The organism is Mycobacterium sp. E2479, from assembly GCF_001667925.1.
Taxonomy (GTDB): Bacteria; Actinomycetota; Actinomycetes; order Mycobacteriales; family Mycobacteriaceae; genus Mycobacterium.
On the sequence record NZ_LZJR01000149.1, the window covers coordinates 1 to 22,622 of the forward strand.

22 protein-coding genes and 2 pseudogenes are annotated in these 22,622 nt (G+C 67.5%); 21 read left to right on the forward strand and 3 right to left on the reverse strand.

All coding sequences use genetic code 11. The features are described 5' to 3' along the window. From A5686_RS28085 to A5686_RS21865, 11 genes and pseudogenes are all read left to right on the forward strand, one after another. Nucleotides 1-307: pseudogene (locus A5686_RS28085) on the forward strand (hypothetical protein); the annotation flags it as partial. Between the two features lie 114 nt (nt 308-421). Continuing rightward, nucleotides 422-1,333 (forward strand): Rossmann-like and DUF2520 domain-containing protein, encoded by a 912-nt coding sequence (locus tag A5686_RS21820; protein ID WP_067938556.1) that lies wholly within the window; start codon nt 422-424, stop codon nt 1,331-1,333. Next, nucleotides 1,330-2,268, forward strand: coding sequence for a pantoate--beta-alanine ligase (gene panC / locus A5686_RS21825; RefSeq protein ID WP_067938558.1), 939 nt, complete (start codon nt 1,330-1,332; stop codon nt 2,266-2,268). The genes A5686_RS21820 and panC overlap by 4 nt, the downstream gene beginning before the upstream one ends. Beyond that, nucleotides 2,268-2,687 carry an aspartate 1-decarboxylase gene (panD, locus tag A5686_RS21830; RefSeq protein ID WP_067938560.1) on the forward strand — a complete coding sequence of 140 codons (420 nt, stop codon included), beginning with the start codon at nt 2,268-2,270 and terminating at the stop codon, nt 2,685-2,687. The genes panC and panD overlap by 1 nt, the downstream gene beginning before the upstream one ends. A gap of 2 nt (nt 2,688-2,689) precedes the next feature. Beyond that, nucleotides 2,690-3,505 (forward strand): type III pantothenate kinase, encoded by an 816-nt coding sequence (locus A5686_RS21835; protein WP_067938562.1) that lies wholly within the window; start codon nt 2,690-2,692, stop codon nt 3,503-3,505. Nucleotides 3,506-3,583: 78 nt separating this feature from the next. After that, nucleotides 3,584-5,080, forward strand: coding sequence for a lysine--tRNA ligase (lysS, locus tag A5686_RS21840; protein ID WP_067938564.1), 1,497 nt, complete (start codon nt 3,584-3,586; stop codon nt 5,078-5,080). 128 nt (nt 5,081-5,208) lie between these two features. Beyond that, a complete protein-coding gene (gene lsr2 / locus A5686_RS21845; protein WP_066955505.1) occupies nt 5,209-5,547 on the forward strand; it encodes a histone-like nucleoid-structuring protein Lsr2 in 339 nt (112 codons plus the stop codon). 328 nt (nt 5,548-5,875) lie between these two features. Beyond that, complete coding sequence (gene clpC1 / locus A5686_RS21850) at nt 5,876-8,422, forward strand: ATP-dependent protease ATP-binding subunit ClpC (RefSeq protein WP_067938566.1); 2,547 nt, start codon at nt 5,876-5,878, stop codon at nt 8,420-8,422. Between the two features lie 240 nt (nt 8,423-8,662). Beyond that, nucleotides 8,663-8,878 carry a CbtB-domain containing protein gene (locus A5686_RS21855; RefSeq protein WP_067938568.1) on the forward strand — a complete coding sequence of 72 codons (216 nt, stop codon included), beginning with the start codon at nt 8,663-8,665 and terminating at the stop codon, nt 8,876-8,878. Between the two features lie 9 nt (nt 8,879-8,887). Next, entirely contained in the window at nt 8,888-9,673 is a 786-nt protein-coding gene (locus A5686_RS21860) for a CbtA family protein (RefSeq protein ID WP_067938570.1), read from the forward strand. Continuing rightward, nucleotides 9,670-10,218 (forward strand): histidine phosphatase family protein, encoded by a 549-nt coding sequence (locus tag A5686_RS21865; protein ID WP_067938572.1) that lies wholly within the window; start codon nt 9,670-9,672, stop codon nt 10,216-10,218. The genes A5686_RS21860 and A5686_RS21865 overlap by 4 nt, the downstream gene beginning before the upstream one ends. 3 nt (nt 10,219-10,221) lie before the next feature. Here the strand turns inward: A5686_RS21865 and A5686_RS21870 are convergent, their stop codons facing one another. Together A5686_RS21870 and mhuD are read right to left on the reverse strand one after the other, a co-directional pair. After that, complete coding sequence (locus A5686_RS21870; protein ID WP_067938573.1) at nt 10,222-11,586, reverse strand: serine hydrolase; 1,365 nt, start codon at nt 11,584-11,586, stop codon at nt 10,222-10,224. Next, a complete protein-coding gene (mhuD, locus tag A5686_RS21875; protein WP_007772332.1) occupies nt 11,561-11,881 on the reverse strand; it encodes a mycobilin-forming heme oxygenase MhuD in 321 nt (106 codons plus the stop codon). The genes A5686_RS21870 and mhuD overlap by 26 nt, the downstream gene beginning before the upstream one ends. Before the next feature lie 64 nt (nt 11,882-11,945). On the opposite strand from mhuD, the gene A5686_RS21880 reads away from it, so the two are divergent. The 8 genes from A5686_RS21880 to A5686_RS21915 all read left to right on the forward strand — a co-directional run bounded on the left by A5686_RS21880 (nt 11,946) and on the right by A5686_RS21915 (nt 20,168). Then, nucleotides 11,946-12,716 carry an alpha/beta fold hydrolase gene (locus A5686_RS21880; RefSeq protein WP_067938586.1) on the forward strand — a complete coding sequence of 257 codons (771 nt, stop codon included), beginning with the start codon at nt 11,946-11,948 and terminating at the stop codon, nt 12,714-12,716. Nucleotides 12,717-12,815: 99 nt separating this feature from the next. Then, nucleotides 12,816-13,154: a lsr2/espR transcriptional regulator gene (locus tag A5686_RS21885; RefSeq protein ID WP_156750190.1), complete on the forward strand. Its 339-nt coding sequence runs from the start codon at nt 12,816-12,818 to the stop codon at nt 13,152-13,154. 5 nt (nt 13,155-13,159) lie between these two features. Next, the gene (locus tag A5686_RS21890) at nt 13,160-13,639 is read left to right on the forward strand and encodes an NADH-quinone oxidoreductase subunit B family protein (protein ID WP_067938576.1); all 480 of its coding nucleotides are present in this window, start codon (nt 13,160-13,162) and stop codon (nt 13,637-13,639) included. Between the two features lie 59 nt (nt 13,640-13,698). After that, nucleotides 13,699-15,612 (forward strand): proton-conducting transporter membrane subunit, encoded by a 1,914-nt coding sequence (locus A5686_RS21895; RefSeq protein WP_231986452.1) that lies wholly within the window; start codon nt 13,699-13,701, stop codon nt 15,610-15,612. 5 nt (nt 15,613-15,617) lie between these two features. Beyond that, on the forward strand, nt 15,618-16,568 hold the full coding sequence (locus A5686_RS21900; protein ID WP_067938592.1) for a respiratory chain complex I subunit 1 family protein: 951 nt from the start codon (nt 15,618-15,620) through the stop codon (nt 16,566-16,568). Continuing rightward, complete coding sequence (locus tag A5686_RS21905) at nt 16,565-17,227, forward strand: hypothetical protein (protein ID WP_067938578.1); 663 nt, start codon at nt 16,565-16,567, stop codon at nt 17,225-17,227. Before A5686_RS21900 ends, A5686_RS21905 begins: the two co-directional genes overlap by 4 nt. After that, nucleotides 17,227-18,693, forward strand: coding sequence for a proton-conducting transporter membrane subunit (locus A5686_RS21910; protein WP_067938580.1), 1,467 nt, complete (start codon nt 17,227-17,229; stop codon nt 18,691-18,693). The genes A5686_RS21905 and A5686_RS21910 overlap by 1 nt, the downstream gene beginning before the upstream one ends. Next, a complete protein-coding gene (locus A5686_RS21915) occupies nt 18,690-20,168 on the forward strand; it encodes an NADH-quinone oxidoreductase subunit C (protein ID WP_082947747.1) in 1,479 nt (492 codons plus the stop codon). Before A5686_RS21910 ends, A5686_RS21915 begins: the two co-directional genes overlap by 4 nt. 6 nt (nt 20,169-20,174) lie before the next feature. Here A5686_RS21915 and A5686_RS21920 read toward each other — a convergent pair whose 3' ends face one another. Then, nucleotides 20,175-21,086, reverse strand: coding sequence for an A/G-specific adenine glycosylase (locus A5686_RS21920; RefSeq protein WP_067938584.1), 912 nt, complete (start codon nt 21,084-21,086; stop codon nt 20,175-20,177). Between A5686_RS21920 and A5686_RS21925 the strand changes: the two genes are divergently transcribed. Together A5686_RS21925 and A5686_RS21930 are read left to right on the forward strand one after the other, a co-directional pair. Next, the gene (locus A5686_RS21925; protein ID WP_067938594.1) at nt 21,085-21,702 is read left to right on the forward strand and encodes a carbonic anhydrase; all 618 of its coding nucleotides are present in this window, start codon (nt 21,085-21,087) and stop codon (nt 21,700-21,702) included. The genes A5686_RS21920 and A5686_RS21925 overlap by 2 nt on opposite strands. Nucleotides 21,703-21,811: 109 nt before the next feature. Further along, nucleotides 21,812-22,462: pseudogene (locus A5686_RS21930) on the forward strand (hypothetical protein); the annotation flags it as partial. Between the last annotated feature and the right edge of the window lie 160 nt (nt 22,463-22,622).

Below are 22,622 nucleotides of genomic sequence, written 5' to 3' on the forward strand. Positions count from 1 at the left end.
GGTTGTCGTCGGCCGCGCGCCGGTCAACCGCCAGCCTGTTCCCGGCAATCCCGGCGCCGAACTAGCTTGGCGCCCCCCCCCCCCGGCTCCCCCGATACACCAGGACCCATCCGCGCCCCCACCACCTCGCCTGGCGCCGCCGCCGCCAGCGGAGCAAGCGCCGCGGCACGGTGGTGACCCGCAGCAAGAGGACCCCTCCCGCGCGGGAGAAGGCACCTCCACGGGCGGCCAGTCGGTGGCCGATCTGCTGGCCCGCCTGCAGGTGCAGCCCTCCCAAGGCGGCCGTCGACGTCGCCGCGAAGGCTGAGCTGGGAGCTTCCTCACATTGGGTAACGCCTGGTAATCGACTACAGTCGTAGTGACCGAACGGTACCCACCAGGTGGGACCGGAACGAACAAGATATCTGTGAGGTCGTCTGCGATGGTGCAGTTCGACGGTTTGCGCCCGGCTCGGCTGAAGGTGGGAATCATCTCGGCCGGCCGCGTCGGCACCGCTCTCGGGGTCGCGCTGGAGCGCGCGGACCATGTCGTGGTGGCGTGCAGCGCCATCTCCCGTGCGTCGCGGCAGCGCGCACAACGCCGGTTGCCCGACACGCCGGTGGCAACGCCGCCGGACGTGGCCGCCGGCGCCGAGCTGTTGCTGCTTGCGGTCCCGGACAGCGAACTCGCCGGCCTGGTATCCGGATTGGCCGTGACGTCGGCGGTGCGGCCCGGAACCATCGTGGTCCACACGTCCGGCGCCAACGGGATCGCCATTCTCGAGCCGCTGGCCCAGGACGGCTGCATCCCGCTGGCAGTTCACCCGGCCATGACGTTCACCGGCTCCGACGAAGACATCAGCCGGCTGGCGGATTCCTGCTTCGGCGTCACCGCGGCCGACGAAATCGGATACGCGATCGGACAATCGCTGGTCCTGGAGATGGGCGGCGAACCATTCTGCGTGGCCGAGGACGCCCGCGTCCTGTACCACGCCGCCCTGGCCCACGCCGGCAACCACATCGTGACCGTGCTCGCCGACGCGCTCGACGCGCTGCGCGCCGCACTGCGCGGCAGCGAACTGCTCGGCCAACAGACCGTCGACGACCAGCCGGGCGGCATCGCCGAGCGCATCATCGGACCGCTGGCCAGGGCGGCGCTGGAGAACACCTTGCAGCGCGGGCAGGCAGCGCTCACCGGTCCGGTCGCGCGTGGTGATGCTGCCGCGGTCGCCGGGCATCTGGCCGCGCTGCGTGAGGTCACGCCGGAGTTGGCGCAGGCGTACCGGGTGAATGCCCTACGGACCGCACAGCGCGCGCATGCCCCCGAAGACGTCGTGGAGGTGCTGGCCCCATGAGACCCGGCAAACCCCCTGCCTTCACGGCGGGCGAACTCAACGTCTACGCCGCCCCGCGCGACGTTGCCGATGTCAGCCGCGCGTTGCGCCACACCGGGCGCCGAGTGATGTTGGTGCCCACCATGGGTGCACTGCACGACGGGCACCTGGCGTTGGTGCGCGCCGCCAGGCGGGTGCCCGGCGCGGTGGTGGTGGTGTCGATCTTCGTCAACCCCCTGCAATTCGGCGCCGGCGAGGACCTCGACGCCTATCCGCGAACCCTGGACGACGACGTCGCACTCCTGCGCGCCGAGGGCGTCGAAATTGTTTTCACCCCAACGGTCACCGCGATGTACCCGGAGGGTCTGCGCACCATCGTTCAGCCGGGTGCCCTGGCCGCCGAGCTCGAGGGTGCCGTCCGGCCGACCCATTTCGCCGGCATGCTCACCGTCGTGTGCAAGCTGCTGCAGATCGTGCGTCCGGACCGGATCTTCTTCGGGGAGAAGGACTACCAGCAGCTGGTGATGGTCCGTCAGATGGTCGTCGACCTCAACATCGACGTTCAGGTCGTCGGCGTGCCGACCGTCCGGGAATCCGACGGCCTGGCGATGTCGTCGCGCAACCGCTACCTGAACCCCGCGCAACGCGAACTGGCCGTGACGCTCTCGGCCGCCTTGACGGCGGGTGCGCACGCCGGGCACCAGGGCGGTGCGGCCGCGCTGACCGCGGCGCGCGCGGTGCTCGACGCCGTGCCCGACCTCACCGTCGACTACCTCGAGCTGCGCGACGCCGTGCTGGGCCCGGCTCCCGCCCACGGTTCGGCCCGGCTGCTGGTTGCGGCCCGGCTGGGCACCACCAGGCTGCTGGACAACATCGAGATGCAGATCGAAACACCCGCCGGCACCGCTGGGCCGGACGGACACCCCGAATACGCCCAATCACCTTGGAGGAATTGATGCACAGAACGATGCTCAAGTCGAAGATCCATCGGGCCACCGTCACGCAGGCCGACCTGCACTACGTCGGCTCGGTGACCATCGACGCGGACCTGATGGAGGCGGCCGACCTGCTCGAGGGCGAACAGGTCACGATCGTCGACATCGACAACGGCGCCCGGCTGGTCACCTACGCGATCACCGGCGAACGCGGCAGCGGCGTGATCGGAATCAACGGTGCGGCGGCTCATCTCGTCCACCCGGGCGACCTGGTGATCCTGATCGCCTACGGGACCATGGAAGATGCGGAGGCGCGGACGTATCAGCCGCGGATCGTCTTCGTCGACGCCGACAACAAGCAGATCGACCTGGGCAGCGATCCGGCGTTCGTGCCCGACGATGCTGCCGAACTGCTCAATCCCCGGATCGTTGCGCGGTAGCCGTGCTGCTGGCGATCGACGTCCGTAACACCCACACCGTCGTCGGGCTGATATCGGGCTCCAAAGAGCACGCAAACGTCGTGCAGCAATGGCGGATTCGCACCGAGGCGGAAATCACTGCCGATGAACTCGCGCTGACCATCGACGGGCTCATCGGCGACGATTCAGATCGGCTCACCGGCGCGGCGGCGCTGTCGACCGTCCCCTCGGTGCTGCACGAGGTGCGGCTCATGCTCGACCAGTACTGGCCATCGGTGCCGCACGTTCTCATCGAACCCGGGGTGCGCACCGGCATCCCGCTGCTCGTCGACAACCCCAAGGAAGTCGGCGCCGACCGAATCGTCAACTGCCTGGCCGCTTTCCACCGGTTCAACGGGCCCGGCATCGTCATCGACTTCGGTTCTTCGATCTGTGTGGACGTCGTGTCGGCAAAAGGTGAATTCCTCGGTGGCGCCATCGCGCCCGGACTGCAGGTGTCCTCCGACGCCGCCGCGGCCCGCTCGGCCGCCCTGCGCCGGGTGGAATTGACCCGTCCCCGTTCGGTGGTCGGCAAGAACACCGTCGAGTGCATGCAGGCGGGGGCCGTATTCGGTTTCGCCGGGCTGGTCGACGGCCTGGTCGGCCGCATCCGCGAGGACGTGGACGGATTTGCCGGCGACGACGTCGCGATCATCGCCACCGGCCACACCGCGCCGCTGCTGCTGCCCGAGTTGCAGACCGTCAGCCAATACGACCAGCACCTGACTCTGCACGGCCTGCGGCTGATATTCGAGCGCAACCGCGACGCCCAGCGCGGCCGGCTGAAGACGGCACGCTGACCCACCGGCTCCGCACCGCAGCGCATACGCAAAGCCGTCGGCACAAGCTCAAAGCGCAGTCCTTTAAGCTGGCACGTCGTGAGTGCCGACGACCTAGACATTCCCGAGCAATACCGAATTCGGCGCGACAAGCGCGCTCGGTTGCTCGCCGAGGGGCACGACCCCTACCCGGTCGCCGTCGAACGCACCCGCACGTTGGCTCAGGTCCGTGCCGCATACCCCGACCTGCCGGTCGACACGGCGACCGATGACGTCGTCGGCGTCGCCGGGCGGGTGATCTTCGCCCGCAACTCCGGCAAACTCTGCTTCGCCACGCTACAAGAGGGCGACGGCACCAGCCTGCAGGTGATGATCAGCTTCGACAGGGTCGGCCAGCAGTCCCTGGACGCCTGGAAGACGGACGTCGACCTCGGTGACATCGTCTACGTGCGCGGCAACGTGATCAGCTCACGGCGCGGCGAACTATCCGTGCTGGCCGACGAGTGGCAGATGGCGTCCAAGGCGCTGCGTCCGCTGCCCGTCGCGCACAAGGACATGAGCGAAGAGGCGCGGGTACGGCAGCGCTACGTCGACCTGATCGTGCGCCCCCAGGCGCGCACGGTCGCACGGCAGCGGATCGCGGTCGTCCGCGCGATACGCAACTCTTTGGAACGCCGTGGGTTTCTCGAAGTCGAAACTCCAATGTTGCAGACGCTGGCCGGTGGCGCGGCCGCGCGGCCGTTCATCACGCATTCGAATGCACTAGACATCGATCTCTACTTGAGGATCGCGCCGGAACTGTTCCTGAAGCGCTGCGTCGTCGGTGGTTTCGACCGGGTTTTCGAACTAAATCGAGTGTTCCGAAACGAAGGTGCGGATTCCACTCATTCTCCGGAATTCTCCATGCTGGAGACCTACCAGGCGTACGGAACCTATGACGATTCGGCAGTAGTGACACGTGAGCTTATTCAAGAGGTGGCCGATGAGGCGATCGGAACCCGACAACTCCCGCTTCCCGACGGCAGTGTCTACGACATAGACGGAGAATGGGCTTCCATCCAAATGTACCCGTCATTGTCTGAGGCACTCGGTGACGAGATCACGCCCGCGACGTCGGTCGAACAGTTGCTGTCCATCGCCGATCGGCTCGGCGTCGAGATCCCCGCCGGCCGGGGCTACGGACACGGAAAAATCGTCGAGGAACTGTGGGAGCACACCGTGGGCAACGCGCTCACCGCTCCGACGTTCGTGAAGGATTTCCCGGTCGAGACAACGCCTTTGACGCGCCAGCACCGAAGCATCGCGGGCGTCACCGAGAAGTGGGACCTCTACGTGCGCGGAGTAGAACTGGCCACCGGGTATTCCGAATTGAACGATCCTGTCGTGCAGCGTGAGAGGTTCGCCGCGCAGGCGCGGGCGGCGGCCGCGGGCGACGACGAGGCCATGGTGCTCGACGAAGATTTTCTCGCCGCGCTCGAGTATGCGATGCCCCCATGCACCGGAACGGGAATGGGCATCGACCGGTTGTTGATGACTTTGACCGGCCTGTCAATTCGAGAGACAGTTTTGTTCCCGATTGTTCGGCCCCACTCGTAGTTGTTAGTTGCAATGTGCGGCTTCCGTACAGATTGAGTATGCTTCAGTCCTATGGCACATTGGTGAGCCAGGGAAGTTTGATCCGATCTGCTCAGTAACTGTTCAGGACGAAATGCGAGGATAAGTCAATGGCAAAAAAAGTGACCGTCACCTTGGTCGATGATTTCGACGGTGCCGGCGCAGCCGATGAAACGGTGGAATTCGGGCTTGACGGAGTGACCTACGAGATTGATCTTTCGTCCAAGAATGCCGCGAAACTGCGCAGCGATCTGAAGCAGTGGGTGGAAGCCGGTCGCCGTGTCGGGGGCCGTCGGCGCGGGCGCTCCGGCTCGGGACGCGGCCGTGGCGCGATCGACCGCGAGCAGAGCGCGGCCATCCGGGAATGGGCCCGTCGAAACGGGCACAACGTGTCAACGCGGGGCCGCATCCCCGCCGACGTGATCGACGCATTCCACGCAGCGACCTAGCAGTTCTCAAACCGGCGCCCGGGCTCGATGCCGGGCGCCGGTTTTGTCATTTCGCTGGACGCGAAACAATCGTCGGACGGCTCGGGGAAACGAATCAGCGCGTCGCAACGTTTCTTGGGTTATGGCGTGCAACACGCAGGCAGCTATGGGTGAGAGTGGCCCCGAAAGCCGAGCGGCTGCGCAGCCGAAGAACGCGCGGCAAGGTTAGGTCCGCTGGCAAGCCGACCACTAGAGTGGAGACAGGTACGCGATTCCGGCCACAGGGACCGGCTTGGTTAGTGGGGCCGCCAACAGGTTTGTACCGATGTGAGGGAGAGCAGGTAACCCGATGTTTGAAAGATTTACCGACCGAGCACGGCGGGTCGTCGTCCTGGCGCAAGAAGAGGCCCGGATGCTCAACCACAACTACATCGGCACCGAGCACATCCTGTTGGGTTTGATTCACGAAGGTGAAGGCGTCGCGGCGAAGTCGCTGGAGTCGCTGGGCATCTCGCTCGAGGGCGTCCGCAGCCAGGTCGAGGAAATCATCGGCCAGGGCCAGCAGGCCCCGTCGGGGCACATCCCGTTCACGCCCCGCGCCAAGAAGGTCCTCGAGCTGAGCCTGCGTGAGGCGCTGCAACTCGGCCACAACTACATCGGCACCGAGCACATTCTGCTGGGACTGATCCGCGAGGGTGAGGGCGTTGCCGCGCAGGTGCTGGTCAAGCTGGGCGCCGAACTGACCCGGGTGCGCCAGCAGGTGATCCAGTTGCTGAGTGGCTACCAGGGCAAGGAAGCCGCCGAGGCCGGTACCGGTGGCCGTGGTGGCGAATCCGGCAGCCCGTCCACGTCGCTGGTGCTCGACCAGTTCGGCCGCAACCTGACGGCCGCCGCGATGGAAGGCAAGCTGGACCCGGTCATCGGCCGCGAGAAAGAAATCGAGCGGGTGATGCAGGTGTTGAGCCGGCGCACCAAGAACAACCCGGTGCTGATCGGCGAGCCCGGTGTCGGTAAGACCGCAGTCGTCGAGGGCCTGGCGCAGGCTATCGTGCACGGCCAGGTTCCCGAGACGCTGAAGGATAAGCAGCTCTACACGTTGGACCTGGGTTCGCTGGTGGCGGGCAGCCGGTACCGCGGTGACTTCGAGGAGCGCCTGAAGAAGGTGCTCAAGGAGATCAACACCCGCGGCGACATCATCCTGTTCATCGACGAGCTGCACACCCTGGTCGGTGCCGGCGCCGCCGAGGGCGCGATCGATGCCGCGAGCATCCTCAAGCCCAAGCTGGCCCGCGGCGAGCTGCAGACCATCGGTGCCACGACGCTCGACGAGTACCGCAAGTACATCGAGAAGGACGCCGCGCTGGAGCGCCGCTTCCAGCCGGTACAGGTGGGCGAGCCGACCGTGGAGCACACCATCGAGATCCTCAAGGGTCTGCGCGACCGCTACGAGGCGCACCACCGGGTGTCGATCACCGACGGAGCGATGGTGGCCGCCGCCACGCTGGCCGACCGCTACATCAACGACCGATTCCTGCCCGACAAGGCGATCGACCTGATCGACGAGGCCGGCGCGCGGATGCGAATCCGCCGGATGACCGCTCCGCCAGACCTGCGCGAGTTCGACGAGAAGATCGCCGAGGCGCGCCGGGAGAAGGAATCGGCCATCGACGCCCAGGACTTCGAGAAGGCAGCCAGCCTCCGGGATCGGGAGAAGCAACTGGTCGCTCAGCGCGCCGAGCGTGAAAAGCAATGGCGCTCAGGTGATCTCGACGTGGTCGCCGAGGTGGATGACAACGAGATCGCCGAGGTGCTGGGTAACTGGACCGGCATCCCGGTGTTCAAGCTCACCGAGGCCGAGACGACCCGGCTGCTGCGCATGGAGGACGAGCTGCACAAGCGGATCATCGGTCAGGAGGACGCCGTCAAGGCCGTCTCCAAGGCGATCCGCCGCACCCGGGCCGGGCTGAAAGACCCCAAGCGCCCGTCGGGTTCGTTCATCTTCGCCGGCCCGTCCGGCGTGGGTAAGACCGAGCTGTCCAAGGCGCTGGCCAACTTCCTGTTCGGCGACGACGACGCGCTCATTCAGATCGACATGGGCGAGTTCCACGACCGGTTCACCGCGTCGCGGCTGTTCGGAGCGCCCCCGGGATACGTCGGGTACGAGGAGGGCGGCCAGCTCACCGAGAAGGTGCGGCGCAAGCCGTTCTCGGTGGTGCTGTTCGACGAGATCGAGAAGGCCCACCAGGAGATCTACAACAGCCTGTTGCAGGTCCTCGAGGACGGCCGGCTCACTGACGGTCAGGGCCGCACGGTGGACTTCAAGAACACCGTGCTGATTTTCACCTCGAACCTCGGCACCTCCGACATCTCGAAGCCGGTCGGGCTGGGCTTCACCCAGGGCGGCGGTGACAACAACTACGAGCGGATGAAGCAGAAGGTCAACGACGAGCTGAAGAAGCACTTCCGCCCGGAGTTCCTCAACCGCATCGACGACATCATCGTCTTCCACCAGCTGACCCGCGACGAGATCATCCGGATGGTCGACCTGATGATCGAGCGCGTCGGCAAGCAGCTCAAGACCAAGGACATGTCGATGGAGCTGACCGACAAGGCCAAGGCGTTGTTGGCAAAGCGTGGTTTCGACCCGGTGCTGGGTGCCCGCCCGCTGCGCCGGACGATCCAGCGCGAGATCGAGGACCAGCTCTCCGAGAAGATCCTCTTCGAAGAGGTCGGTCCGGGCCAGGTCGTCACGGTCGACGTGGACAACTGGGACGGCGAAAGTGCCGGCGAGGACGCGACATTCACCTTCACCGGTACCCGCAAGCCGCCGGCCGAGCCCGACCTGGCGAAGGCCGGGGCACACAGCGCCGCGGACCCGGGGCCCGAGGCGCAGTAGCGAGCCAAGGAAATCGGGCGGTAGTTCTCCGGAGCTACCGCCCGATTTTCGCTGCGCCGCACGTTAGCGGCCCTGGTCTGATCGCCGTTTGTCCGGCTAACCGCGGGGTTTACACTGACCGTTGTCATCGACGTGTAACGGAATCTGGTGAAAGTCCAGAACGGTCGCGCCACTGTTTATAGTCAGACCCGAGGCTCGTCATACCCAGCGGGGACGCGTTATCCCCAGAAGGAGTCGATTGTGTCCCACCCGCAGCTAACTGGCAGCCGCACCCGATCGGTTGATCTGTCCGCGGCGCGAACCGCGCTTTGGTTGGCGGCGACCGTCTTCCTCGCGTTGCTGGCGCTGTACTTCGTCGGCGTCGACCAGGGGGCGGTTTCGCTGTTCGGTAGCGATTCGCACGTGCACGAATTCGTGCACGACGCACGGCACCTGCTCGGCTTCCCCTGCCACTGACCGCGTCTCGTGGAGAAACGCCTGATCGGCGGCGGTCTTCTGGCGGGTGCGATCGGAGCGGTGCTGGCGTTCGTTTTCGCCCGCCTGTGCGCCGAGCCCGTGATTGGTCGCGCGATCGCTTTTGAAGACGGCCGCACCGACACCGAGAATGCGCACGGCGTGCACGAGCATGGCGCGGAGTTGTTCACCCGCAGCGTGCAATCGGGGCCCGGACTGGGATTCGGTGTGCTGATCTTCGGGTTGGCTATGGGCGCACTGTTCGCAGTGCTGTTCAGCGTCATCTATGCGCGGGCGGAAGTAGCCGAGCCGCATAGACTTTCGGTGCTCTTGGCGGCCGGCGCATTCGGGGCGGTCTACGTGGTGCCGTTCGTGAAATATCCGCCGAACCCACCGGCGGTCGGACAGGCCGACACGATCGCAGCGCGCACCGGCTGGTACCTGATGATGGTGCTGGTGTCGGTGGTGCTGGCGATCGGGGCGGTATGGCTGGCGCGGCACCTCGCCGCCCGGTTCGGAGCGTGGAACGCCGGACTGCTGGCGGCCGGGGCGTATCTGGTGGCGGTCGCGGTGGTGGCGGTGGTGCTGCCAAGTGTGGACGAGACACCCGGACCGCTGCGCGACGCCGCGGGGACGATCATCTATCCGGGTTTTCCGGCCGACGTCCTCTACGAGTTCAGGTTGCTGTCGCTGGCCACACAACTGGTGCTGTGGGCGGGCATCGGTCTGGTGTTCGCGACGATCAGTGGACGCCTGCTTTCGGTGCGGACGCGGCAGGCGGCGAACATCGCGGCGTGACCAGTGTGGTCCGGCTGACCCTGATCTCGCATGGCATGACGGAGGCCATGGCGGAGGGACGCTTTCCGGCCGACGAACCGCTGAACGCGATCGGCCGACGTCAGGTTGCGGCGACGGACGGTGTCGCCCGCGACGGGCAGCGCCAGCTGTCCGGACCCGAGCAGCGCACCCGGCAAACCGCGAGACTGCTTGGCCTGCAGGCCGAAACCGAGCCAGTTTTGGCCGACCTGGACTGTGGACGGTGGCGCGGCGAGACGCTTGCGGCGCTGCCGCCCGATGAAGTCGAGGCGTGGCTGAAGCGACCGGGCGTGGCGCCGCACGGCGGCGAGTCGATCGTCGACCTGATTTTCCGGGTTGCGCAGTGGCTGGCGTCGTTGACGGCCAGCCCACTACGCACGGTGGCGGTGACGCACCCGGCGGTGATCCGGGCGGCGATCGTGGCGGGGCTCGACATCACGCCGGAATCATTTTGGCGGATCGATGTCGGGCCGGTCGGCCGCGTCGTCATGCACTTCCGGGGTGGCCGTTGGACGCTGCGCTTGTAAGCTTCAGCGCGGGGCGATCAGCGCGAAGGTCTGCTTGGCGATCTTCAGCATCCAGCCGGTCACCGTCGGCCCGTGATCGCGCGGCCAGTGCAGCTGATAGCTGACCACCCACGGTTGCTGTGTCTTGTCGACGGCATACCAGCTGAACGTCAGATCACCCGGCAGGCCACCGGCTTTCGCGCCGATATACGGCCAGACGTTGTGGTCCAGCTGGATTCCCGCAACCGCGGAAAGGATTTCGCGCACTGGCGCGGCCTTGCCGACCGCGTCGGCCTGCAGCGCGGCATGGACCCGGCAGATGTCCTCGGCGTTGCCGTACCACTCCGCGCCGTAAGAGGACGCCGGCGAGTGGGCCCGCATCGGATCCGGGTCATACGGCGTGGAATTCGCCTGCTCCAGCAGCTGTGCCCGAACCTGCGGTGACCCGTGCTCCCATTGGGTGCGCAGGTCGGGCCTGCCCCAGCCGACGGAGAACAACTCGTACATGGTGGGGAACGGGGTCATGCTGGCCGGGTCGTGATGGCCGGCCGTGGCCAGCGCGTCCTCGACGGCGTGCGTGCCCATCCTCTCGATGAGCAGGTCCGTCGCCATGTTGTCACTGGTCGCGATCATCTTCTCGGCGGCGGTGCGAACCGAAACCTGCGCTCCGGCAGGCAAAGCCAACCCCGACGAGCCGACCGCCCGGCTCTTGTCGGTGACCGTCAGCTGGTCATCCCAGGACACCGTTCCGTTCTTGATCGCACCCGCCAAAGCGTGCAGAACGTAAAGCTTGAAAATGGATGCCAGCGGCAAAGATTCGTGTGTATTGGTGCCCGCCACGGCCTCGCAACGCCCGTCGCTGACCTTGGCGACCTGATAGGAGTAGCGCGCACCCGTCTTGCCCAGCACCGCGTCGATGTCGTGCCACGAGTTGATGGTGGGCGCCCGGGTCTCGAGATCGAAGTGATCCACCGAACCGGCGTCGTCGGTGTGAATCCGGATGTCCTGACCGGCACCGTAGGACGAGGTCAGGTGCAGGGTCGCCACGCTCGCGCCGAGGTCGACGCCGTCGAGCGTGAAGGGACGGTCCCACCACAGCGCCTCCATGGTGGTTTCCACCGACTCGACCTTGTCGGGCGCGGCGAGCGTCCGCACCCCCACGGGACCGATGGGCCAGTCCGAGTTGAGCATGTCCAGCGTCTGCTGGGCCCGGATCCCGGGCGGGGTCCGGGTGTCGATCTGCCGTCCCGGATTCGCCGCGTTCGCCTGCGGGGAGGGGTTGGGGGCACAACCGGGCGCCAATGTCACTACCAGTGCGGCGGCCGCGCTCAGGACCCACGCGCGGCGCCTGGCCGATAGCCTGCTAGCCAGCCTGCTTGTTGCCGGCAACGTCCATCACAACCTCGAATTCCAGCAGCGAGGCCCCGGTCGCCACCGGCTTCGCACGTTCACCGGAGTGCGCTTCGATGGCGGGCCCCTGCGCCCACGCCTGGAAAGCCTCTTCGGACTCCCACTGGGTCACCACGAAGTAGCGGTTCTCGCCCTTGATCGGGCGGAGCAGCTGAAAGCCGAGGAAGCCGGGCTGGTTGTCGACGGCGTGCGCCCGGTGCGCGAACCGCTTCTCCAGCTCCGGGCCGGCGTCGGCGGGTACTTCGATTGCGTTGATCTTCACCACTGGCGACATGCCGCTAGGCTACCTCGCCTATCCCGATGCCGGGGTCCAGGGCGGTGCTCGCAAGATAGGTGCTATGCCCAGCCAACTGTTGACGTGCCACGGAGGCGACGGCGAGCCGCTGGTGCTGGTGCATGGCCTGATGGGACGCGGGACCACCTGGCCGCGACAACTGCCCTGGCTGACCCGGCTGGGTACCGTCTACACCTATGACGCGCCGTGGCATCGGGGTCGCGACGTCGAAGATCCGTACCCGATCAGCACCGAACGGTTCGTGGCCGACCTGGCCGACGTGGTGAGCACGCTGGACGTGCCGGTCCGGATGGTCGGGCATTCGATGGGCGCCCTGCACTCCTGGTGCTTGGCCGCCGAGCGCCCCGAACTGGTTTCCGCCCTGGTGCTCGAGGACATGGCACCGGACTTCCGTGGCCGCACCACCGGACCCTGGGAACCGTGGCTGCACGCCCTGCCGGTCGAATTCGACTCCGCCGAGCAAGTTTTCGCCGAATTCGGGCCTGTCGCCGGCCGGTATTTTCTGGAGGCCTTCGACCGCACCGAAACCGGTTGGCGGCTGCACGGTCACACCGCGCGGTGGATCGAGATCGCCGCCGAATGGGGCACTCGGGACTACTGGGCGCAGTGGCGGGCGGTGCGTTCCCCCGCGCTGCTGATCGAGGCCGGCAATTCGGTGACCCCGCCGGGGCAGATGCGAGCGATGGCCGAAACCGGGTTCGCGGCAACGTATTTGAAGGCCCCGCAAGCCGGTCACCTGATTCACGACGAGGCGCCCCAGCTGTACCGCACGGCCGTCGAGTCGTTTCTGGCGACGCCGCCTGCAGGCGACTGAGCCTTTGAGGACCCCCCCGCCGATGCGCCGCACTGCAGCAACTTATGATAAATTCTTCAATTGTTAGAACATAGAAAGCTTGTAATCTTCAGGAGATTTGTGTTGACGGAACCGCTGTACAAGCTCAAAGCGGAGTTCTTCAAGACGTTGGGCCATCCGGCGCGGATCAGGATCCTGGAGCTGCTCGTGGCCGGCGACAAGTCGGTCGCCGAACTGTTGCCAGAGGTGGGGCTCGAGGCATCGAATCTGTCGCAGCAGCTCGGCGTCCTGCGCCGAGCCGGTGTCGTTGACGCGCTGCGGGACGGCAACACGATGATCTACTCGGTCGCCTCCCCGGACATCGCCGAACTGCTGATGGTGGCACGCAAGGTTCTCAGCCGGGTGCTCAGCGACCGCGTGGCGATGCTGGAAGACCTGCGCGCCGGCGGTGCGGAGTAGCGCCCGTGGGTTGGATCAGCAAGGCCTTGCGCGTCGGTCGGATCGCCGAACCGGCACCGCCCGAACCGGGGCAGACGGCCAAGCCGCCCGCCGGAGTGCGTGGCTCGCTCCAGATCCGCCACGTCGACGCGGGCTCGTGCAATGGCTGCGAGGTGGAGATCGCGGGCGCGTTCGGGCCGGTCTATGACGCCGAGCGGTTCGGTGCCCGCCTGGTGGCCTCGCCGCGGCACGCGGACGCGCTGCTGGTGACCGGCGTCGTGACACACAATATGATCGGCCCGTTGCGCACCACGATCGAGGCCACGCCGCGGCCACGGCGGGTGATCGCCTGTGGGGACTGCGCCATCAATCGAGGCGTCTTCACCGACGCCTACGGTGTGGTGGGCGCGGTCGGCGAAGTGGTGCCCGTGGATGTGGAAATCCCGGGCTGCCCGCCGACTCCGAGCCAGATCGTCGCGGCTCTGCGGTCGGTGACCGGCAAGTGACCGCGGATCTGGCGACCAAGGTCGTCTCTGAACCAAACCTGTTGTCCCGCAATGACTCCTTGGCTATCTGCGCGGGTGTGCTGACCTCGCTGCTGGGTGCCGGTGGGGTGTGGGCGGGCGCGCTCGGAATGTTCGGTTCGGTGCGCGCCGTCCGCATCGGATGGTTGCTTCCGCTGGCGGGTGTCCAGTTGCGTCTCGATCCGCTGGGCGGATTCTTCATGACCCTCACGGGCGCGGTCGCGGTGGTGGTGGGGCTGTACACGATCGGGTACGCCAGGCGCGAGCAACTGGGACCCCTCACCCTCGCCGTCTTGCCGGCGTTTGTCGCTGCGATGCTGCTGGTGCCGGCCGCGGGGTCGGTCACCACCTTCCTGCTGGCGTGGGAATTGATGGCGGTCGCGTCGTTGGTGTTGGTGCTGACCCACCACACCGAACCGCAGGTTCGCTCGGCCGCGTTGGTGTATGCCGTCATGACCCAGTTGGGGTTCGTGGCGATATTGGTCGGCCTGATGGTGTTGTCTGCGGCCGGCGGCGCGGATCGGTTCGCCGACCTGCAGCGGATATCGCAAGGTGCGCGCACCGTCGTGTTCTTGTCGACGCTGGTGGGATTCGGTTCCAAGGCCGGACTGGTACCGCTGCACGCGTGGTTGCCGCGCGCCCACCCGGAGGCACCGAGCCCCGTATCGGCGCTGATGAGCGCGGCGATGATCAACCTTGGGGTGTATGGCATTTGCCGCGTCGATCTGCAGGTGCTCGGGCCGGGGCCGCGTTGGTGGGGACTCGCCCTGATGGCCGTCGGCGCGGTGTCGGCGCTCTACGGCGTGGTGCAGGCCTCGGTGGCCACGGATCTCAAACGGCTACTTGCCTATTCGTCGACCGAGAACCTCGGGCTGATCACCTTGGCATTGGGGGCCACCACGCTGTTCGCGGCGGCCGGCGCGCACGGCCCGGCGACGATCGCGGCCGCCGCAGCTATGCTGCACCTCGTCGCGCACGCCGCATTCAAGAGCCTCGGATTCCTCGGGGCGGGATCGGTCCTCGCCGCGACCGGGCTGCGTGACCTCGACCGGCTGGGCGGTCTGGCCCGCCGCATGCCGGCGACGACAACCCTGTTCGGGGTGGCCGCCCTCGGGGCGTCCGGGCTGCCGCTGGGCGCCGGGTTCGTCAGCGAGTGGCTGCTCGTGCAGTCGCTGATCCACACGGCGCGAGAGCATTCCGTCGTGTTGGCATTGACCACGCCGCTGGCGGTGGGCGCAGTCGCGCTCACCACCGGTCTGGGTGTGGCGGCTATGGTCAAGGCGTTCGGGATCGGCTTTTTGGCGCGGCCGCGTTCCGAGCGGGCCGCCCTTGCTCGAGAGGCGCCCGGTACGATGCTGGCCGCGATGGCGATCGCCGCGGCGGCCTGCCTGATGCTGGCCGTGACACCCGCGTTTCTCGCACCCGTGCTTCGCTCGGCAATCTCCGCGCTTCCGGCCGCCCGGGCAGTGCAATTCACCGATTTCGGGGCCGTGGTGGGCCTGCCGGGGCTACGGGGATCGATTGCCCCCGGCTCGATCGCCGCTGGCATTGTCGTGGCCACGCTGGCCGCTGCGACGCTGGCGCGCTGGCGCCGGAGCCGACGTCCGGCACCCGCAACGTTGCCCCTGTGGGCCTGTGGCGCAGACGATCTCACCGCGCGGATGCAGTACACCGCCACGTCCTTCGCCGAGCCGTTGCAACGGGTCTTCGACGATGTCCTGCGTCCCGACACCGACATCGAAGTCACCCACACCGCCGAGTCGCGTTACCTGGCCGACAAAATCACCTATCACGCCAGAATCGCCGATGCGATCGAGGAACGCTGCTACGCGCCGGTGATCCGGGCGGTCGCCGCCGCTGCGGGTTTGATGCGGCGCGCCCACAGCGGCAGCGTGCACCTGTACCTGGCCTACGGTGCGCTAGGCGTGCTGATCGTGTTGGTGGTCGCCCGATGAACGTTTTGTCCCACGTCGCGGGCGCCGTCCAGATCGGCGGCGCGATGGTCGGAGCACCGCTGGTGGTCGGCCTGACGCGGCAGGTGCGCGCTCGTTGGGAAGGCCGGGCCGGCGGCGGCATCTTGCAGCCGTGGCGCGACATCGTCAAACAGCTTGGCAAACAACAGATCACCCCACATGGGACGACGGTGGTGTTCGCGGTTGCACCCGCGATCGTCGCCGGAACCACGCTGCTGATCGCCGCGATCGCACCACTGGTCGCCACCGGATCGCCCCTCGATGCCAGCGCCGACCTGTTCGCCGTGGTCGGCCTGCTGTTCGTGGGCACCGTCGCGTTGACCCTGGCCGGCATCGATACCGGCACCTCGTTCGGGGGCATGGGCGCCAGCCGCGAGATCACTATTGCCGCACTGGTCGAACCGACCATCTTGCTCGCGGTCTTCGCCCTGTCCATGCCGGCGGGCTCGGCCAATCTCGGTGCCCTGGTGGCCCATACGATCGCCCATCCCGGGCAGGTGGTGTCGCTGGCCGCAGTGCTGGCGTTCGCCGCGTTGGTGATAGTGATCGTCGCCGAGACCGGACGACTGCCGGTGGACAACCCGGCCACCCATCTCGAACTGACGATGGTTCACGAGGCGATGATCCTCGAATACGCCGGCCCTCGGCTGGCCCTGGTGGAGTGGGCGGCCGGTATGCGACTGACCGTGCTGTTGGCGCTACTGGCAAATCTGTTCGCGCCCTGGGGTATTGCGGGGGCCCGGCCCGGCGTCCTCGACATCGTCATCGGCGTTGTGGCGGTGGTGGCCAAGGTCGCGTTGTTGGCGGGACTGCTGGCCACCGTCGAGGTGTTCGTAGCCAAGCTGCGGCTATTCCGGGTACCCGAGTTGCTGGCCGGATCGTTCCTGTTGGCGTTGCTCGCGGTGGTCGCCGCCAACTTCTTCGTGGTGCCGGCATGACGTACAGCACGTTTTCGGTCCTCGTCGACCTCGCCGCCGGCGGGCTGCTCTTGGCCGCGGTGCTGATCGTGTGGCGCCGCGACCTGGTCGCCATCATCCGCCTGCTGGCATGGCAGGGCGTCGCTCTGGCGGCCATCCCCATCCTGCGCGGGGTGTACGACGGTGACGGTGCGCTGATCGGTGTCGGCGTGGCCGTGCTGGCCTTGCGGGTCGCGGTGCTGCCGCGGCTACTGGCGCGCGCGGTCGGTGCCGAGGCGCAATCGCGCCGGGAAGCCACCCCACTGGTGAACACCGCCACGTCGCTACTCATCACCGCGGCGTTGACGCTGGCCGCGTTTGCCGCGACCGGGCCCCTGGTGAATCTGCAGCCCGCCGCGACCACCACCGCGGTGCCGGCCGCCACCGCCGTGGTGCTCATCGCGCTGCTCGTGATGGTCACGCGACGGCATGCGGTGTCGCAGGCGGCGGGATTTCTCATGCTGGACAACGGAATCAGCGCCACCGCATTTTTGCTCACCGCAGGAGTGCCGCTGATCGTCGAACTCGGCGCCTCGCTGGACGTGTTGTTCGCGATCATCGTGATCGGCGTCCTGACGGGCCGGCTCTCTCGTGCCTTCGGCGGCGCCGACCTGGACGTGCTACAGGAGCTGCACGACTGATGACCGGTTTATTGCTCGCCGTGATCCTCATCCCGGTTGGCGCCTCGATGGCCGTCCTCATTGCCGGCTGGCGCCGGACGACCGCGACGTTGATCGTGCTCTCGGCGGTGACGGTCCTCGCATGCGCCGCGGGACTCGCATTCCGGGTCGGATCGGGTACCCGGTTCGCATTCGGCGGGCTGCTGCGAGTCGACGCGCTCACCGTGACCATACTGATCGTCATCGGAACAGTTGCCACACTGGCCACCTGGGCCAGCATCGGCTATCTGGACGCCGAACTCGCGCACGGTCACACCGACCAGCGCGGTGCCCGGGTATACGGCGCGCTGACTGCGGCCTTCCTGGCGGCGATGGTTGTCGCAGTGTGCGCCAACAACATCGGCGTGACCTGGATCGCGATCGAAGCGACCACCGTGATCACCGCCTTCTTGGTCGGCCACCGCAGAACCCGCACCGCGCTCGAAGCGACCTGGAAGTACGTCGTGATCTGCTCGGTCGGCATCGCGATCGCCTTCCTCGGCACCGTGCTGCTCTACTACGCCGCCCAGCATGCCGGCGCGCCGGCCGCCGCGGCCCTGAACCTCGACGTGCTGACGGCACATGCCCGCGTGCTGAACCCCGATATCGCCCGGCTGGCGGGCGGGCTGTTGCTGATCGGCTACGGCGCGAAGGTCGGGTTGTTTCCGTTCCACACCTGGCTGGCCGACGCCCACAGCCAGGCTCCCGCACCGGTTTCGGCGTTGATGAGCGGCGTGCTGCTGTCGGTGGCCTTCTCGGTACTGATTCGCCTCAAGCCGATCGTCGACGCGGCCGCCGGGCCTAGGTTCATGCGATCGGGCCTGCTTGTGATCGGGCTTGCGACGCTGGTGGTCTCGGCCCTGATGCTGACGGTGACACCGGACCTCAAACGCATGCTCGCCTATTCCTCGATGGAGAACATGGCTCTGATCGCGATCGCCGCGGCGGCCGGAACCACGCTCGCCATCGCCGCGCTGCTGCTGCACGTCCTCGCCCACGGCATCGGCAAGACGATCCTCTTTCTGGCGAGCGGCCAACTGCAGGCCGCCCACAACTCCACCGCTTTCGCTGACATCAGCGCGGTGCTGCGGCGCTCACGCCTGATCGGGGTGTCGCTGGCCGTGGGCGTGATCGTGCTACTCGGCCTGCCGCCGTTCGCGATGTTCGCCAGCGAGCTGGCCATGGTCCGGTCGCTGGCCGACGCCCGGCTCACCTGGGCGCTCGGCGCGGGCATGCTGTTGGTCGCGGTCGCCTTCGCGGCGCTGGCCCGCAACTCGGGCCACATCCTGTTGGGCGGCGCGGCCGCCGCGCCCGAAATCCCCGTCCCGCGAACGGTCGCGGCCGCGCTGCTCGTCGGCATTGCCGCATCGATCGCCCTCGGTGTCACCGCCGGCCCCCTCACCGACTTGTTCACCGCCGCGGCCGGCGAAGTCCGGGGACCGCGGTGAGGCCGCAATGGCAGTGCCACCGGCTTTCTCAGGAGAGGCTGGCCGAGATGGCGGAGGACCTGCTGGACAACGGTTTTCGTCTGGGTTTGGTGGCCGGGCACGACGACGGTGACGCCTTGCGCGTCGTTTACCTGTTTCTTGCCGGCCGGCCAGATCGGCGTGTCGAGCTCGAATGCATTGTGCCGAAGGGCGATCCGATAATTCGGTCGCTGTCGTATGTGTCGTTCGCGGCCAGCCGGTTCGAGCGAGAAATGGCCGACCTGTACGGGATCCGGTGCGCCGGGCATCCCAAAGCGCGCCGACTGGTGCGCCATGCCCACTGGCCCGAGGACTGGTACCCCATGCGCGGCGACGCGCCACCTATACCCCGATTCGATGGTGACGGTCATTTCCCGTTCGTCACCGTCGAGGGGCCAGGGGTATACGAAATCCCGGTGGGCCCGGTGCACGCGGGGTTGATCGAACCCGGACATTTCCGCTTCTCCGTCGCCGGCGAAACCGTGCTGCGACTCAAGGCCAGACTGTGGTTCGTTCACCGAGGGCTGGAGAAGCTGTTCGAGGGCCGGAATCCCGGCGGCGCAGTCGATTTGGCCGAACGCGTCAGCGGTGACACATCCGTTGCCCACGCGCTCGCCCACTGCCTCGCCATCGAAGACGCGCTCGGGATGGAACTCCCCGACGAGGTGCACCGGTTGCGGGCGCTGCTGGTCGAACTCGAACGGCTCTACAACCACGCCGCCGATCTGGGCGCGCTGGCCAACGACGTCGGCTTCGGGATCGCCCACGCGCACGCCCAACGCATTCGCGAACAACTACTCCGGCTCAACGCCGCCGTCACCGGGCATCGCCTGCTGCGGGGCGCGACGCGCCCGGGCGGGGTCGCGCTGCAGGCGCTGCCGGACGTCACCGCGCTGCGACGTATCGCCGCCGACGTCGCCGAGGTCGCCGAACTGACCCTGCAGAACACCGTGGTGTACGACCGGTTCGCCGGGACGGCCGTCCTGCAGCAGGACGACGCTCACGCACTCGGGTGCCTGGGCTATGTCGCGCGGGCCAGCGGCGTGCGCACGGATGCCCGGCTCGAACACCCCACCACCGCACTGCCCGTCACGGAGATCGAGTCCGCCGCGGGCGACGTGCTGGCCCGCTATACCGTGCGGCGCGACGAATTCGCCGCGTCGATCGAGCTGTCCTGCCATCTGATCGAATCACACGGCGGTCCAACCGAACACGCCTCGAGCGTGCCGATGCCGCGTGCAACCCGCAGCGGCATCGGCATCGTCGAAGGCTGGCGCGGCACCATCGTCCACCGCGTGGAAATCGACCCCGCCAATCGGATCACCCGCGCGAAGATCGTCGACCCGTCATGGTTCAACTGGCCCGCACTACCCGTCGCGATGGCCGATACCATCGTCCCCGACTTCCCATTGGCCAACAAGAGCTTCAACCAGTCCTACGCCGGCAACGATCTTTGATACCGGCTACCCCTCCCCGGCGAGGGCGAACCGGCCGTCGTGCGTCTGCGTCACCAGGCCGTCGGCCAGCAGCGAATACAGCGCCCGGTCGCGCTGGGCGGTGTCGGTCAGCCACGCTACGTCCAGCTCGGCTCGGGTGACGGGAGAATCGTTGGCGCGCAACACATCCAGCAGTCGTCCGCGGACCTGACGGTCCGTCCCGGCGTAAGTCTGAACGCGGCGGGCCGGGCCCTGCGGGGGCGGATAGCCGGCATGCCGCCACGCGCAGCTGTCCAGCGGGCACAGCCCACAGCGCGGCGCGCGCGCCGTACACACCGTCGCGCCCAGCTCCATCAGCGCGACGGAGAACCTGGGTGCCGTTCGGTCCCCGGGCAGCAGCGCCGACACGTCGGCGTGGTCGCGCGTCGCGGATGGTGCGCCCGCGTCGGCCAGGCCATGCACCGCGCGCGCCACCACCCGGCGCACGTTGGTGTCCACCACCGGCACCGACTGGCCATAGGCGAAGCAAGCGATCGCGCGGGCGGTGTAGCCGCCGACACCGGGCAACGTGAGCAGGGTGTCGACGTCCTCGGGCACGGTATCGCCGTAATCGCGCGCGATCACGACGGCGCACTCGTGTAGCCGCTTGGCCCGCCGCGGATAGCCCAGCTTGCCCCAGGCGCGCAGCACGTCCGCGGCGCTGGCGGCGGTCGTGGCCGACGCGGTCGGCCAGCGCCGCACCCAATCCGTCCAGACCGGCAACACCCGGGATACCGGTGTCTGCTGCAGCATGAACTCGCTGACCAGGATCTGCCAGGCGCTCACGCCGGGCTCTCGCCACGGGAGGTCGCGGCGGGATCGGTCGTACCAGTCGAGAAGATTTGTGGCCGATATGCGTTCCGGGCGAGGCGCCCGCGGCTCCGGCATGATGTGTGCCATGCCCACTACCAGTCCGGCAACAGCGTGGAAAACACTCAAAGAGGGTAACGAGCGATTCGTCGCGGGCAAGCCCATCCACCCCAGCCAGAGCGTCGAGCATCGGGCCAGCCTGGCCGCCGGCCAGCAGCCGATCGCGGTGATTTTCGGCTGCTCGGACAGCCGGGTGGCGGCCGAGCTCATCTTCGATCTGGGGCTGGGCGACACGTTCGTCGTGCGCACGGCCGGGCAGGCCATCGGTTCGGCGGTGCTGGGATCCATCGAGTACGCGGTGAGCATCCTCGATGTGCCGCTGGTCGTGATCCTCGGCCACGACAGCTGCGGGGCGGTCCAGGCCGCCCTGAGCGCGCTCGACGACGGCGCCATTCCCGGCGGGTTCGTGCGCGACGTGGTTGAGCGGGTGGCGCCGTCCATCCTGATGGGCCGCCGCGAGGGCCTCAGCCGCGTGGACGAATTCGAGGCGCGACACGTGAAGGCGACGGCCGCCCAGCTGATGGCGCGTTCGTCGGCCATTTCCGAACGGGTGGCGGCGGGGACCTTGGGAATCGCGGGTGTCACCTACCACTTGGCCGACGGGAAGGCGGTACTGGTCGACCACCTCGGTGATATCGGCGAGTAAACCCGTTCGACGGCTCCGCGAGCCCCCTACACGGCGTCCGACCAGCTAACTCGGCGACACGCCGGGGTGGATCGGACAAATCCGCGCTACCTGGGCCTACGCTGCGAACGTGCTCGATCTGGAACCGCGTGGCCCGCTACCCACCGAGATTTATTGGCGGCGCAGAGGCCTGGCCATTGGTGTCGCGGTTGTCGTGATCGGGATGGTGGCCGCCATCGTCATCGCTTTCATGGGGCATAACGCGGGAGCCAAGCCCGCCAACGCCGATAAGGCCACTGCCGCTCAGAACAAGCCGGCAGCGCCTGCGCCGCAGGCGCCCCCACCGGCGGGACCCGAGGGCCCCGCTCCGGCGGTGCCGCCGGCGCAGGGACAGAACCCCGAGACCCCCACGCCCACCGCCGCGGTGCAGCCACCGCCGATTCTTAAAGAGGGCGACGACTGCCCCGACTCAACGCTGGCGGTCAAGGGCCTGACCAACGCGCCGCAGTACTTCATCGGTGATCAGCCGAAATTCACCATGGTCGTCACCAATATCGGGTTGGTGGCCTGCAAGCGCGACGTCGGCGCCGCGGTGCTGGCCGCCTACGTCTACTCGCTGGACAACAAGCGGCTGTGGTCGAACCTGGACTGCGCCCCGTCCAACGAGACGTTGATCAAAACCTTTACGCCGGGAGAGCAGGTCACCACCGCCGTGACGTGGACCGGAATGGGTTCGGCGCCGCACTGCCCGCTGCCGCGGCCGGCGATCGGGCCGGGCACCGGACCCGGCGGCGGTGGCGGCTGGTTCATGATGAACGGAACCGGCATCGACCGCAGATTGCCCAGTTGCACCACGAGGTTGTAGGTGCCCGGCCCGATCGCCGGCCGCGGCAGCGGGCAGTGCGGCGCCGAACCCATTCCGGTCCACGTCACGGCGGTGG

Excerpts from the sequence above, each read along its gene's own strand:
- A5686_RS21905 (WP_067938578.1), top strand. The coding sequence starts at position 16,565 with ATGACGTACAGCACGTTTTCGGTCCTCGTCGACCTCGCCGCCGGCGGG.
- panD (WP_067938560.1), top strand. The coding sequence starts at position 2,268 with ATGCACAGAACGATGCTCAAGTCGAAGATCCATCGGGCCACCGTCACG.
- panC (WP_067938558.1), top strand. The coding sequence starts at position 1,330 with ATGAGACCCGGCAAACCCCCTGCCTTCACGGCGGGCGAACTCAACGTC.
- A5686_RS21880 (WP_067938586.1), top strand. The coding sequence starts at position 11,946 with ATGCCCAGCCAACTGTTGACGTGCCACGGAGGCGACGGCGAGCCGCTG.
- A5686_RS21910 (WP_067938580.1), top strand. The coding sequence starts at position 17,227 with ATGACCGGTTTATTGCTCGCCGTGATCCTCATCCCGGTTGGCGCCTCG.
- lsr2 (WP_066955505.1), top strand. The coding sequence starts at position 5,209 with ATGGCAAAAAAAGTGACCGTCACCTTGGTCGATGATTTCGACGGTGCC.
- A5686_RS21820 (WP_067938556.1), top strand. The coding sequence starts at position 422 with ATGGTGCAGTTCGACGGTTTGCGCCCGGCTCGGCTGAAGGTGGGAATC.
- clpC1 (WP_067938566.1), top strand. The coding sequence starts at position 5,876 with ATGTTTGAAAGATTTACCGACCGAGCACGGCGGGTCGTCGTCCTGGCG.
- mhuD (WP_007772332.1), bottom strand. The coding sequence starts at position 11,881 with ATGTCGCCAGTGGTGAAGATCAACGCAATCGAAGTACCCGCCGACGCC.
- A5686_RS21925 (WP_067938594.1), top strand. The coding sequence starts at position 21,085 with ATGCCCACTACCAGTCCGGCAACAGCGTGGAAAACACTCAAAGAGGGT.
- A5686_RS21920 (WP_067938584.1), bottom strand. The coding sequence starts at position 21,086 with ATGGCACACATCATGCCGGAGCCGCGGGCGCCTCGCCCGGAACGCATA.